This window comes from Legionella resiliens, assembly GCF_021344005.1.
In the GTDB taxonomy this organism is placed as follows: domain Bacteria; phylum Pseudomonadota; class Gammaproteobacteria; order Legionellales; family Legionellaceae; genus Legionella; species Legionella resiliens.
Genome location: NZ_JAJTND010000007.1, coordinates 90,971 through 105,152 on the forward strand (window position 1 = coordinate 90,971; position 14,182 = coordinate 105,152).

Genomic DNA, 14,182 nt, shown 5'->3' on the forward strand with positions numbered 1-14,182 from the left:
CATCTACTCCATAGCCAAAGCTTGTGTTACATCAACCGCAACCAAGCGAGAAACTCCAGGTTCACGCATAGTTACCCCAATCAAATGATCCGCCAATTCCATCGTAACCTTATTATGTGTAATAAAAAGAAACTGAACGAATTGTGACATCTCTTTCACTAAAGCGCAAAAACGCCCCACATTTACGTCATCTAAAGGTGCATCTACTTCATCCAGCATACAAAAGGGTGAAGGATTTAACTGAAAAATAGCAAAAACCAATGCCACTGCAGTCATTGCCTTCTCTCCTCCGGATAACAAATGAATCGTACTGTTTCGTTTTCCCGGAGGTTGTGCCATTACTACAATACCAGCTTCCAGCAGATTATCACAAGTCAATTCAAGCTGCGCTCTTCCGCCACCGAACAAGCGTGGGAAAAGTGCCTTGAATGAAGAATTGACTTCTTCAAAAGTATTTTCCAGCCGCGAACGGGTTTCTTTATCCATTTTTTCAATGGCAGTTTCAAGAGTTGCCAAAGCTTGGTTTAAATCATTATACTGCTCATCCAAATACATTTTACGTTGTTGTTCTGCAGTAAATTCCTCAATCGCAGCGAGGTTAATCGCTCCTAAGCGTTTGATTTTTTCAGAAAGATCAATTAATTCATCTTCACGCATGACTTGCGTCACACCCTCAGGTATTTGTTCAAGTAATGCTTGCGGTAACAAGCCTAACTCATCAAGAGATTCATGTACGGAGCTTGCACGCACTACTAAAGCCTGCTCTTCCATTCGAGTTTGGCCTATTTGTTCTTGTGCCCGTTTTACCTCAAAATCATAGTTTAAAATATTCTTCTCACACTCTTCAACCTCCATTCTAAGTTGTGATAATTGCTCTCTGCTTAAATTTAATTGCGATTCTACTTCACTATGTTTTAGTAATTGCTGGGCAAGTTGTTCTTTGAGTTCCTCGCCGGGGCCTTCGGTTTGCAAACAAAGCATTGCCAGGTTTTCCAAACGATCCTGCAGAATATTTAAACGCTCTTGCTCTCGGGAAATGCGCTCATTGAGTTGCTGTATTTTATTTTTTTCTCTATCGTATTCCAACTCGGCATGATGCAATACCGCTCGAGACTCCTCCACATGTTCCCTTTTTAATGCCAAACTTTGCATCCATTCTTGCTTTTCATTCAGACACTGTTCTTGCCGCTGCTCGGAATCACTGCATTGCTCCTCTAAAGAATGCAATTCTTCCTTGATATTGCATTGTTCTACTACTATTTCTTCTAAAACACATTTCAACTCTTCGCATTCAAATGCTAAAGCAGCCGCCTGTTTTTCAGCATGAATAATTGCTTGTTCATTAGTATTCAAAGCGAGGCTGTTCGTTCTTAGGGCTTCATTACTGGCATTGACATTAAGCTTTTGTAATTCAATTTCTTTTAAGCTTTTTTGGAGCTGCTGATGCGTCTCGTCACGTTCTACTCTGAAGACGTCAATCTTCTGTTGTAACTCCTGAACAACCACAGACAACTCAGTAATTTTTTGTTGCCGCGCCAATAAACCCAACTCGTCCTGTGTCTCAGGAGTAACAAATTTCACCCATCCTTGCCCTAACCAAAAACCGTCAGGCGTTATAATAGATTCATATTCTGTCAATTCAGATAACCAACTCAATGCTTCATCAAAATGTTCCGCGGTATAGATATGCTCCAAAGGATGTGCATTTGCTGGGATTTCCCCTTTCATTTTATCTATAAGACGTGGGTAAGGCCTGGGGTTAGGTGTTTTATTTTTCAGAGTAACAATATTTTCTCCTTGTTGTTCGCAAATCACTCTCTGCGGCAATAGCTCATCAAACGTTTCTAGAACATACGCGTGTAATGCTTCATTAAGAACTCGTTCGCAAGCAAATTGCCATTTCGTTTCAACGTCTAGAATATCCATCAATCTAGGTTTTGCTGACCATTCCTTAATAAGATTTTTATTGTTTTGCATACCTTGTCGTGCCGCACGCTGTGCCGCCATCAACGCAGCATGCTCACTGTTCACTTGATGAAAATCATCTTGTAACTCATGCAGCTGTTGCTCTATATCTTCCAACCTTGCGCGTAACCGTTCTGTGTTCTCTTGGCTTTGTTTGAGTTGAAATTCATCAAACTCGTGATCAGCAATCAATTTGGTGTGCTGATCTTCTAAGTTTGTTCTAATCTGTTGTAAATCCGTTATAGAAATTGTTTCTTGCTCTACTTGAAGTTTCTCTAATCTTAAAAGGGTGTGTTGATGTTTCTCTTCTAAATGTTGGGCTTTAATCTGTGTAACTTGGAATTCTCTTTTTAGATTGCTGGCATGAGCCTGGACTTCTTGCCAACGAAGTTCCCATTCGCCCTGTCGTTCTTGCGCATTTTGCCAACTCGCTTCATGTTCTTTAAATTGATCCCTTAATTGTTCCAGTCGATTCTCTAGATTATGTGCATTCTCCTGGCAATAAAGTACTTCTTCTTTATCGTGTTTGAGTTGTTCTTGTGCAACTTGCCAATCATTCTGCATTTGCTGTTGATCGTGTTCTAAACGCTTTTTTTCACGAATTTGCTGTTGAATGGTTTCTTCCAAACGTGCAATTTCTGTCCCTAACTGATAGAAACCCGCTTGAATTTGCTGCGTTTGCTCATCCACATCATAAAGTGTTTCATTTAAAGTGGCTCGCTCTTTATTCGCTTTGGCTAATGCACTTTGCTGTTGTTCATAACTCACTGCCAATTCTTGTATTTGGCGCTGCTTTACTTCTTGTTGGACAATAAAATCTCGCCATTTGAGTGCTAAAATTTCTGCACGACATAATCGTTCTTCGTCTTTGAGAATGAGATAACGTTCGGCGGCTTTAGCTTGACGTTCCAGACGTTGCAATTGTTTGTCTAATTCATCTCGAATGTCTGCAACACGAGTCAGATTTTCGCGTGTGTGCTCAATACGTTGTAAGGTCTCACGTCGCCGTTCTTTATATTTGGAAACACCTGCAGCTTCCTCTAGATGTACTCTTAAGTCCTCGGGCTTAGCTTCAATTAACTGGGAAATCGTGCCTTGTCCAATAATTGAATAACCACGAGCTCCCGCACCGGTACCAAGAAAAATATCAGTAATATCTTTACGTCGACAACGACTGCCATTCAGGTAATAAGAAGAATCACCATCTCGAGTCACTACACGTTTTACAGCGATTTCGCCATAACTTGAAAAAGGACCCGTCAAGCGTCCAAGACTATTATCAAATACTAGTTCAACAGAAGCCTGACCTACAGACTTACGATTAGAAGAACCATTAAAAATCACATCGGTCATGGATTCCCCACGCAAATTTCGTGCAGAACTTTCCCCCATAACCCAGCGTACCGCATCAATAATATTTGATTTTCCACAACCATTAGGGCCCACAACGGCAACCAATTGGCTTGGGAAGTGAACCACTGTGGGGTCTACGAACGATTTAAAACCGGCTAATTTCAATTGCTTCAAATGCATAAGGATGGCAATTTAAACAAAAATAAGTGGGGCATTATAACCGAGGATGAACAGGCTATCCATATAAGTACAAAACCTCTTTCCAGTTGAGACCAGATATCGTTTTACTAGGTAACGATTTTTTTAAATTTGTTAGAATAGTTGGAACTGCAAAGTGTGCTATCGCATGACCAATTTTTATGAAACTATTTTATTTGACTCATTTGGTATTTTATTAGCTACTAATCATAAGCTGGTTTTGCCCAGTCATCTTCAAGACAAGTAGTGCTTTCTTTAATTCTATGGATATAGGAAGCATCGATGATTTTAGTATAAGGATGTGTTTTAAATAAGTTACCTGATGAACTTAGGACAAAATCTTTCATCAAGCCTATTTTTGATATTATATGATTTGATTGAAAGAAATTTTCCATAAATTCCGGATAGAGATCTAATAGTTCTGCAAAACTTTTATTAAAAGGATTGCCACTACCACTAAATTTACCATAAAACTCTAAATAAGCTGTAGCATATGCGCTTAATACTATTTTCTCTTCTTCATCATCTCCTTCTTGGGTATATTTTTTTCTTAATAGCGAAATCAGCTGGCAATAGAGAGAATTAAATGCAGTTGTTGCTTCGGAGTTGTCGGGAGATATACTGATATAAAAAGGGTTCGCTAATTCTTTATTGCGAATCGTTATTTTTTTTATACTACAAAAAGGTATAACTAAGGCTGTATGCTCTTTTTCTCGTTCCATTCGAGCAGGAAAATTTAGTAGATTTTCACGAAAAGTTGCATGAACATCTACAATATAATTAGAAAATAAAATAGGGTCGATTGTAATAAAGCATCCATTCCCCCAATCTAATGCAATTTGAAGATCTTCTGACATACTTACCATATGAAAATCATTAGATATGTTTGTTAATTTGTGCAATTTTATTTGCTCAATATCTACTACTTCGGGAAAGCTTTGACAAAAAATTCCTGTAAGTAAAGTAGGCAAAAGAAAAATTACATCTGAAAGATTATTATCGCCTCTATATAATGATTGGATTTCAGAGGAGGTTTTTGTAACATTTAAAAACTGTACGCCCAAGGAAGATTTTATATTTTTATTTGGGAAAAATGCTGGATATTTACTATACATAAGTTGTCTTTGTATTTAATTTTGCTCAATAATACAACACATTGCTCACAAAATCAAAATACGGCTAATTTATAATTGATTCCATTTACTGGTTTATTCTTCTAGTATTGCTCTCCAACGCTAATCCGGGTTTAGAATTAATCAGACTTAGGAGGTTTTATTTAATAGATACATTACTATCTCCATTTATAAAATTTAAGACCTTTTTCTTTTCTCTATTTATAGAGAATAAAATTTTGAAAGATAATCATAGCAATTACTAAGAGGGTATTTCAAAAATGTAAATATGAAAGACCTATCGCTATGGAACTTGCGCTGACGCAAAATCTATAATCACTATCTTAAATGGTATTTCTACCAATGGGATGACAACAGATAAATTCAAACGGCTTAGGCTTGACCTGCTTATTTAAATGTAAATCATCTCGTGTGGTTCACAAACCCATCAAAATAGGGACGCAAATATTGGATTGATTTGACAAGCAAATGAACAAAGATATAATTCTACCATTTAGCAAAAATGGATAGATAATGACACGTTTACTCAACAAATCACTCACCCTAATTATACTTGGTGCTGCGTTTCTTTTTTCCAATCCAATTTTTGCAGATCCACCCAATCTGAGTCTTGTTAAAAATGAACTCAAAAATTATTATGATTCAGGTCTTTATCTAAAAGAGTTCGCACAAGTGATTAAAAAAGCACAAAAATATATTGATCAACAAGCCGAAATGAATCAAAAAGAAAAATCACCTAAAAAACTGGCTCTGATTTTAGATATTGATGAAACCAGCTTATCGAATTATAAGTATATGATTAAACGTGATTTTGGTGGAAATCGTAAGCAATTTCACAAAGACATAATGGCGGCTAATGCTCCGGTAATTAAGCCTATGCTTGCCTTGTATCAGGATGCCCGCAATCATGGTATCAACGTATTTTTTATTACGGGAAGAAATGAAACTGAGCGCAAGGCAACAGAGAAAAATTTACAGGAAGCAGGTTATTCTAAGTGGTCAGGCCTGTATTTGCGTCCCAATGATTACTCTGCTAAATCGATTATTCCATTCAAGTCAAGTACACGAAAAATGATTACCAAAAAAGGTTACACCATCGTAGCATCTATAGGTGATCAGTACAGTGATCTTAAGGGCGGATACGCTCAAAAGGTATTTAAATTACCCAATCCCTTTTATTATTTACCCTAAATAAGGTGCACACTCTGAATACTGCTTGGGAAGTTGTGCACTTCCCTACACTTTTTTAGGACTATCAGGCACAATTTGATGTGTCTCCTGATGGACTATATCTTTCAAAACAAGTGACATCAACAATTGAACTTGTTGCTCATACATATTTCGATCATATCCACCTTCTAATCCCCAATATATTCTTTCAATATGATTTTTATTTTCTTGATACAGTTTAAATAGACCTTCATAAAAATAGATCAAGTCCTTTGAGTTAAAACGAGTTTTTCGTGCCTCAGCAGTCCCCATTAATTCACCTTCAACATACTTTCCACAATAAGCGGTTTCTTCTTCATGTGAATCCCAACCGGTAGGCAACAATAGAGCTACTTTCTGATGATTTTTTTTGGCCTGCTCTATTTGCTGCTCAATTTTCTCTAATGCAAAAACCAAAGCAGGGTGTACTATGCCTGGTTTACGGATTGTGAGACTTAAATCCACTGCAAAATAGTCTAAACTTCCTCGCTGCCATGACTGAATTTTTTGTCCCGCATCTTTCCCACTTTGTTTGAAGGTCTGAGAAATAAAAGCATCATCCTGCTGGGGATATACTCTCGAATCAAAAATATCTATATGACATATATCCATATCTGAAGCAGAGTTCATTAAAATATCGCATAAACCATTGTCTCTATTTACGTCAGTCCCAACAATAATGTGTTTCAATGGCTTACTCGATAAACTCTGCAGGTATTTAATTAGTACTGCTGACTTATTTAAAATACAAAAACCACTTCCTTCATTACTGTAAGCATGATGGGTAGGCAAACCAAAAGAAAAATGAATTTTTCCCGAGTGAAATAGAGTCATTGCGATATCTTTAATCAATACCTCAAATGCTCCTGGAGTAATAAGAATATCTGGAGATAATTGTTTCCATCCTTTTTGTTGGGCTTGAATGCAATAAACAATGATTTCCTGAATATATTCTTGTGTATGTACCGCAAGTAACGCGCGAAGAATTTCATCCTTTTCAGGAAATTGAGCAAAAAGTGCCAATACCGCCTCCGCATTGCCTTTCTTCATTGCGGAAAATAATTGGTTCCAATGCGTGGGTAACTCCACAACATCTGTAGTGACAACAGGTAATGACGAATCTTTAGATTGAGTGTCGACAATCACCTGTACCATATGTTTTAACCGTTTAAATTGATCTTCATCAGCACCTGCCGGCATATTATGCATTTGCGCTATATCTTTAGCAGAGGGAATTTGAATACAGCATTCTTGATTTTTTTCTTTATGCGAGTCATGAGAACCCTTCTGTCTAAAGAAATATTTATGCCTCATCTTCATTTGCCCATAGGAAAGAAAAGAGAAAAGGAGTTTCTGCCAAAAAACAAAAACTCCGGTCATCTTTACTAGATTATAGAGTATGGTTCAATGATGCAATGAGGAAGAACTAATAATTTAAGACAGGAGCACTATAAGCTGGTGGTTCACCATAATTTTCAATCCCTTCTTTAATATCCATAAGCTCCTGAGATAAACCTTTACGTGCTCCTGACTCAATCGCAGTAGGGCCTGCAAAAAATGTTAATCCGATTCCAGTAGCAGCTGCTAGCGAAGAGGTTATTCCGAAAACAAGTTCTGCTTCAAATAAACTAAGTCCCAGTGCAAAACCCCAAGCGCTTAGCACGGAACTTGAACAGAAAGTGGTTATAAAAACAGCAATGCTGGCACTCATAAGCAATGTGCCACACACAATAAGAAGCCCCCCTAAAACTTGTTTACCCACCGAGGTGCTTCCTGATGCATATTCTGCGATATCGCCTAACCGCCTCGCTGCTTGCTTATCCCTAGGTTTAGCAAGAGCATCATTCAAAATGAGAGCTGCTCGTCCATAAAAATGGTAATCAATTTCCTCACACTTTTGTTTTTTCAATTTAACTTCTGCGTCAATTAAATTGGCCGCATTAATTATATGTTTTTGTAATGCAGTAGGTTGAACTAGCCTATTTATCTGGGCAATAAAAGCAAGTGCGTTATTAAGGATTTGCTCTTCTAAATTGGGTAAATCCTGTTCTTTCAATGCAAAACATCCTGGCGCACTTTGTTTATTGCTTTCAAACCAGGTAGTTGCATTATAACCGGTTAATATTGGATAAGGTAAATCACCATGGTGATCAACATGGGTACTTTCAATGAGACTTGTTAAGATCTTCTCAAATTCGGCGTCTCTTTTTTCGTGTTTTACCTTGGAGTACACATCCCATAAAAAACCGCACAACCGAAGATAATTGCTACGATGGAATGAATTCACATAGTCAGAAGAATATCCTCCGGGATAAGAAGTCAGTAGATGCAAATATCTACCACTAAGCAAGCAGATACGTACCTGTGGCGAAAGACCGGTCAAGTGGGTGTCTTCGTAATCAATGAAAGCGTCCCAGATTTTCCTGGTTAAAGTCTGCACCGCTCCTAAAGGATCTTCTTGTAATGTATTTAAAAACGATTGAGCTGCAGGAATGTGCTCTTTTAACCATGCTTGCCGAGCGGACAATTCCCTAAAATTGGCTTGGGCCTCATTAAGTGCGTGTTGAGAAGGTTGCATAGTTCTTGTGAGTACATCAGCTCGCCTTAGCAAATCTTCTAATTCCAATTGCAATTTGAATGTATCCAGAGTTCGATTATATCCCCCTAGGCCTATATTCATATCAATCTGGTGTTGTATTAAGGAAATGCGTAAGCTTAGAGGACTCAATGCTTCTTGGAGGAGTCTAAGTGATTGCCTCTGCGTTTTAATAAATTGCAAACTTTCTGTTATTTGCAGCTCAAGTGGAGTTAATTCTTCTTGCCAGGATGTGAGGTTGGTGTAATTGTAAACAACGGGATTAGGCATAACGGTCCTCGCAATTATTGCATTAGAAGCGGAGTTGATTATACATAGCGAGAACTGTTGATTCAATTATTGCTCTCCATATCCAAAAAATGACTGTATCTCGCTGAATTTAATGATAAAATTGGGCTAGAAAATTAAACTTGCATACAATTTTCTCCACTTACATTAAAGTATTCGTTCCCTGGCATCATTTACCTTTCCTAAAAGACTCATCAATGTATAGCATGCTACCTAGACAAAGAGATACAATAGCAACAGCTCCTAAAATTTTTAAGGACACTGGTTGATGAGTACCCGAAAAACTTTTGGCTCTTATTTTTTCCCCTTTATTTTAGTTACAGCCATTATACTAGGAGGTCTCACAGGCTACTTTTTTGGCCAGATTACTCCCTACTTAAAACCTTTTGGAGAGATTTTTCTTAACCTAATTTTTACGGCAATTGTTCCTTTGATTTTCTTTAGCGTTTCTTCGGCAATAGCACGGGTTGGTCCTATGGGCAAACTGGGTAAGATCGCTTTTTATATGACAATTGTATTTTTATTTACTGGAATCGTAGCCGCAACTTGTTCTCTTTTTATTGTCAGTTTATTTCCACCTGCTCAAGGCGTTGCCTTACCACTTAGTGTTCCAGAAAAAAACACTGCCTTAGATTTCTTCAATCAAATGGCTGGTATTTTTACTGTTCCTGAGTTTAGCAAACTTCTTTCGCATCAGCATATTTTGGCACTCATTATCTTTTCAATCTTAGTGGGCTTAGCCGCAGCGAATACTAACGACAAAGGAAAAACATTTATTGATTTTTTAAAAGCAGGCGAAGAAATTTTTATGCGTGTTTTTACTTTGATTATGTATTATGCACCATTGGGTTTTTTTGCCTATTTTGCTGTTTTGGTTCATGACTTGGGCCCGCAATTGATGACGAATTACTTCCGTATTGCTGTTCTTTATTATACATTTGGAATCATTTATTTTATTGTTGCTTTCACACTATTTGCCTATTTAGCTGGAAGAGCTCGAGGTATCAAATTATTTTGGAGCAACATTTTTCTACCTGCTGTGACATCAATCGCCACATGCAGCAGTGCCGCCAGTCTTCCTGCTAATTTAATAGCAGCAAAAAAAATGCGAATCGCTCCTGAAATTTACGAAACAGTAATTCCTTTGGGTACCATCATTCATAAAGATGGTTCTGTAATAGGCGGAGTTTTCAAGATTGCTTTTTTATTCGGGATCTTTCACTTAAATTTTTCAAGTCCGGGGGTACTGCTTACCGCCCTTGGAGTTTCTTTACTAGTGGGTACAGTAATGGGAGCAATTCCTAGTGGAGGAATGCTCGGTGAATTACTTATACTTAATGTATATGGATTTCCTCCTTCAGTTTTAATAGCAATAGCTGCAATTAGTATTATTATTGATCCTCTTGCGACTATGCTTAATGTAACATGCAACACAGTAAGCAGTATGATGATTGCGCGTCTTGTGGAAGGGAGAAAATGGTTAACATTCTCGTAACCGGATAAGTTAATTTACGTTTATTAGAAGGCAAATTATGAATCAACCTTATAAAAAATTGAATCAACCCTATAAAAAATTATGGCGCTCCCGTAAAGATCGAAAAATTGCTGGGGTATGCGGTGGTTTAGGAGTTTATTTTGGTGTCGACCCTGTATGGATGAGAATTATTTTTGTGATTTTCTTTCTCATTGGAGGCGCAGCACTTATCGCATACCTACTGCTATGGCTCATTATTCCTTTAGAGCCTGAAGACTGGCAAGATGTATAATTTGACAGTCCTAGATTAAGGCAGAAAAAATGGTGCGAAGATTAATCCTTCTTATTTTCATCTCTATTTTCGTCACATCAACAACCTATGCTACAGAAAAGAGTAACGCTATCCAGTTATTCCAACATATTTTTTCTGCCTGGACAAAAGCATTCAACAGTAAAGACTTAAAACGCTCTTGTAACTTATTTTCAGTGCACGTGCAAGCAAATTATCAAGGCGCTCCTCCTAAAAATTATCAATCAATCTGTACTGGTTTCAAGAAAATTTTCCAGGAAAAACGCGACTATAAATACCGCTTCAAACTTCACCAAGTCTATCATTCCCACAATTGGGCAAGTGTAAGAGTCACTTGGTATCTTCAAATTTTGGAACACGGAAAAGTCATTTCAGAAACAGTAGATGAAGGGCTGGATGTCTTCGAACAAGACAAACAAGGTAATTGGAAGATTATCAATTATTTAGCATATCCTCGAAAAAGTTATTAATTTTGTAATTATAAGTGAAAATACCGCTTGGGCTTACTCTGAAGCCCATTAAGTGAATAATGCAATTAAGAGTGTAAATGGTATTCCATTGAAATTTGAGGTGATGTTAATAATTCTTTGAATACGGCGGATGCTTCTGCAGCGCATGGCCGAGTTTCATGATCTATATTGGTCATTTTCTCAAGCATTAAATAAATATACTCTGCCTGTTCTGTCGAGAAACCAAATTTCCTTTGCATTTTGGTAATCGCCCCTTCTTCGCAATCTCCTTCTCCAAAGAGAATATCCTTTTTAGGAGCCAAGAATGCAACTGGAGCTGGATCAGTATCAGGAACCATCAATAGTTTATAAGTAGTAATTTCTAATAATAAGGCAATCGTTATCCCTGCAGAATAAACATCACTCGCATAGCTATTGGTTTCCCCTTTCAGTATTTCCGGTGCCGCTGTAAGAGGAATACCCGCATTTCCTCGCCTTTCGCCTTCCCTAACTGACAAGTTAAAATCAAATAATGCTGCAGAAAGTGGATGTCTTCTTAATCCTAGATTATGTGTTCCCACATCACTATGAATAATTTTTCGTTCATGAATTTTCGCTAAGCTTTCTAATAATCCATTAATCGCTGCATATCGTTCTTCATTAGAAAGATTAAATTGCATGTTTCCCGGATCTTCATTAATAAGGTAACGTGATACTTTTTTACCAACATAAAGCATAAAAAATTTATGTTGTGAGGCATCAACCTTAGTTCCCATTAACATACCAACATCTTCTAAAAATTCACCTTCTCGCTCAATAAGCTTAAAATCGCTGGTGTGTCCATGCTTAATTACTTTGACAACCATTTTTTCCTGACGACCATCTGGGTGTTCCACTAAAATCTTCTTTGCAACCCCAAAACTTCCGCCACCAAGTTTTTTCGAAGCAATTAATTTGACTGAAATTTTTCCTTGAGAATTGGGTAAGTCAATGTCTATAGTTTGATTCGCTTTTTGTTTCCAAGTGCCAGGGACATCACGAGCAATAAGCTCTTGGGTTGTTGGCCTAGGTGGAAGAGGTTCTGTCTTGGAGGGCTGCTGATAGACTCTTTCTTGCGATATGCGTGCTTTATATAAGTGCTCTGGCTTCTTTCTTCTTACTGTATTATCTTTTGGCGCAATAACCTCTGTATTTTCTTTCTGATAAGCAGAAGTGTCGTTTGCCTCAGACTTAAGCTCTCTAACATCTATACAATCCTCAGTATCTATTATGGAAATAGGTCTCGCCTCAGATACCTTTTGATCATAACGATAAATCATACCATTTCTTATAAGAGAACTCTTATCTGGCTGTTTTGTACTCGCTGGCAAGTCTATTTTAGTTCTTACTTCTTGTTGTATGTGAGGTTCTTTTGTTGAATCCGTTTGTTTTTTTCCATCAGTAGATGGATTATTCTCTTGAGTTGAAGACGTTTTAAAAATTTTTCTTTTGGTTGCTTGCCATGCACGTACAATGCTAAAACCATTGTCTTGTTTTTTATCTATATCCTTTTTACTTGAATCGTTTTTAGAATTTTTCTTCATAATTCACACTAATTAACATAAAATTAATCAATTATAACCGCCTAAGCTTAAGACAGCCTGAGTTGGAATTAAAAAAAGAAATAAGTGGGAATTTGAACCATCACCAATTAAGTAAGATTATTTTTATAAAAGAATAGTGATTTTATAGCCTGGAGCAGACTTAACCGTCCAGGGGCAAACCAGCATCAGAGCTCCCGAAAGGTTCAGGAAATCAATCCGAATTATAGTTTTTGCGACAAAAACCATTTGAAGACCCATTTCAATATAGACTGCACGGAGAAACCATTTTTTGAAAGAAATGGTTAAATAATCTACAATTAGTGAGTATGTTTTATCGAAATTTAAAATAATTGATTGCTAATATTCCGGCTACTGGATTATAAATAAGACAAGGAGAGCTATTATGAGTAATGTAAGCCCTATTTTTAGATCCAGGACCGGTTATATCTACCCAGTGCAAGATTTAATAGATCATATCCGTTTAAAAGGCTATCTCTGTGACTTCCAATACAGCAAAGAATTTATCGCTTATCCCGCAAAACCCTTTACAGTAGAAGAAATCAATCAAATATTATCCATTGAGGAAGTATTTAGTGCTTATAGGGTTGCCATGGATAAAAAATTAGCAATGTTGCTGCAAGAAAGTGCAAAAATTGAGGGAGATACCTTAGAACTAATGGAAAATTTATTAAAAGCCTTTGAAGAAGGAGCTAAGGCGCATGGGGGGTTACCTTGGTTCCTCAACTCTGATGATTTTATTAATAGAATTACTGCACCCATTGAAGCTCTTTATTCTCATCTAAAAAAACATCCCTTAGAAGAGGGGGCTTTAACTTCAATTTCTTCCGGGATGAGCCATCAATTTAATTTTGTGAACTACTTACAGAGAATTATTGAGAAAGGTGATTGCTCTAGTGGTTTTCCCAATGAGTTATCTGAAATGTTCTCATTAGTATTAAGTCTCAAACTATATATGCATCATGAAGAACAAAGAATGTCTTTAAATACAAATGAACAAGAGCCAATTCAGGAAACAGCTTTTTTTGATGTAAAACCAATGACTAATTACCATGGAATTCAAATAAAAGGTTTAACAACCCAAAATCCCGAAACCGAAGAAACGCTTAAGAAACTAATAGAGTATCTGGACACTTTACATATTAATCGCTATGACATACCAACTATCTCCGTAAATGGTGATCAAATAACTATTCAAACCAAACAGGATCGAGAATTTAAAACTCATTTGCGGGAAACCATATTAAGCGGAGATCTTGGGCTGGACACACAAAATATAAGTGGGCATTATAAATTTATTATTTCAGACCTAAATGATTTAGGAAATAAATTAAGCAACATAAGCTTAAAAGAGCGAGAAGGAATACTGAAACAATTGTAATGTAACAGTTAAATTAGAGCGTGTTACAGCTGAAAATGCCAAAGGATTTCCATGTGCATCAAAAACAACATGGATTTTAGTGAGGCGAATAGCCATATTAACGTGTTCCTTATCATATTTTTTTGTAAGTTACTTAATTAAGTAATCAACTAGAATTATGAGCGGCAAAACATTAAGGTCATTCCTGAAGGAAAAATTTTTCACTATACGCATTTTGGCCCTGGA

At 37.0% G+C, this 14,182-nt stretch carries 10 protein-coding genes; 5 read left to right on the plus strand and 5 right to left on the minus strand.

The window, feature by feature from the left end; genetic code table 11:
• Positions 1-3: 3 nt before the first annotated feature.
• Both smc and lart1 read right to left on the minus strand, forming a co-directional pair.
• Complete coding sequence (gene smc / locus LXO92_RS16225) at positions 4-3,498, minus strand: chromosome segregation protein SMC (protein WP_232891316.1); 3,495 nt, start codon at positions 3,496-3,498, stop codon at positions 4-6.
• 221 nt (positions 3,499-3,719) lie between these two features.
• A complete protein-coding gene (gene lart1 / locus LXO92_RS16230; protein WP_182350576.1) occupies positions 3,720-4,631 on the minus strand; it encodes an NAD(+)--arginine ADP-ribosyltransferase Lart1 in 912 nt (303 codons plus the stop codon).
• A gap of 531 nt (positions 4,632-5,162) precedes the next feature.
• Between lart1 and LXO92_RS16235 the strand changes: the two genes are divergently transcribed.
• Positions 5,163-5,840, plus strand: coding sequence for an HAD family acid phosphatase (locus LXO92_RS16235; protein WP_182350577.1), 678 nt, complete (start codon positions 5,163-5,165; stop codon positions 5,838-5,840).
• A gap of 45 nt (positions 5,841-5,885) precedes the next feature.
• Here LXO92_RS16235 and LXO92_RS16240 read toward each other — a convergent pair whose 3' ends face one another.
• Both LXO92_RS16240 and LXO92_RS16245 read right to left on the minus strand, forming a co-directional pair.
• Entirely contained in the window at positions 5,886-7,172 is a 1,287-nt protein-coding gene (locus LXO92_RS16240; protein WP_182350578.1) for an acetylpolyamine aminohydrolase, read from the minus strand.
• A gap of 112 nt (positions 7,173-7,284) precedes the next feature.
• Complete coding sequence (locus LXO92_RS16245; protein WP_182350579.1) at positions 7,285-8,724, minus strand: hypothetical protein; 1,440 nt, start codon at positions 8,722-8,724, stop codon at positions 7,285-7,287.
• A 283-nt stretch (positions 8,725-9,007) separates the two neighbouring features.
• On the opposite strand from LXO92_RS16245, the gene LXO92_RS16250 reads away from it, so the two are divergent.
• From LXO92_RS16250 to LXO92_RS16260, 3 genes are read left to right on the plus strand one after another with little or no spacing between them, the layout of a single operon-like run.
• Positions 9,008-10,237 (plus strand): dicarboxylate/amino acid:cation symporter, encoded by a 1,230-nt coding sequence (locus LXO92_RS16250; protein ID WP_370529169.1) that lies wholly within the window; start codon positions 9,008-9,010, stop codon positions 10,235-10,237.
• A gap of 37 nt (positions 10,238-10,274) precedes the next feature.
• Positions 10,275-10,508: a PspC domain-containing protein gene (locus LXO92_RS16255; protein ID WP_182350581.1), complete on the plus strand. Its 234-nt coding sequence runs from the start codon at positions 10,275-10,277 to the stop codon at positions 10,506-10,508.
• Between the two features lie 29 nt (positions 10,509-10,537).
• Positions 10,538-10,996, plus strand: coding sequence for a YybH family protein (locus LXO92_RS16260; protein ID WP_232891318.1), 459 nt, complete (start codon positions 10,538-10,540; stop codon positions 10,994-10,996).
• 65 nt (positions 10,997-11,061) lie between these two features.
• Here LXO92_RS16260 and LXO92_RS16265 read toward each other — a convergent pair whose 3' ends face one another.
• Positions 11,062-12,558 carry a protein kinase domain-containing protein gene (locus LXO92_RS16265; protein ID WP_182350583.1) on the minus strand — a complete coding sequence of 499 codons (1,497 nt, stop codon included), beginning with the start codon at positions 12,556-12,558 and terminating at the stop codon, positions 11,062-11,064.
• Between the two features lie 403 nt (positions 12,559-12,961).
• Between LXO92_RS16265 and LXO92_RS16270 the strand changes: the two genes are divergently transcribed.
• Positions 12,962-13,957 (plus strand): hypothetical protein, encoded by a 996-nt coding sequence (locus LXO92_RS16270; RefSeq protein WP_182350584.1) that lies wholly within the window; start codon positions 12,962-12,964, stop codon positions 13,955-13,957.
• Positions 13,958-14,182: the final 225 nt, after the last annotated feature.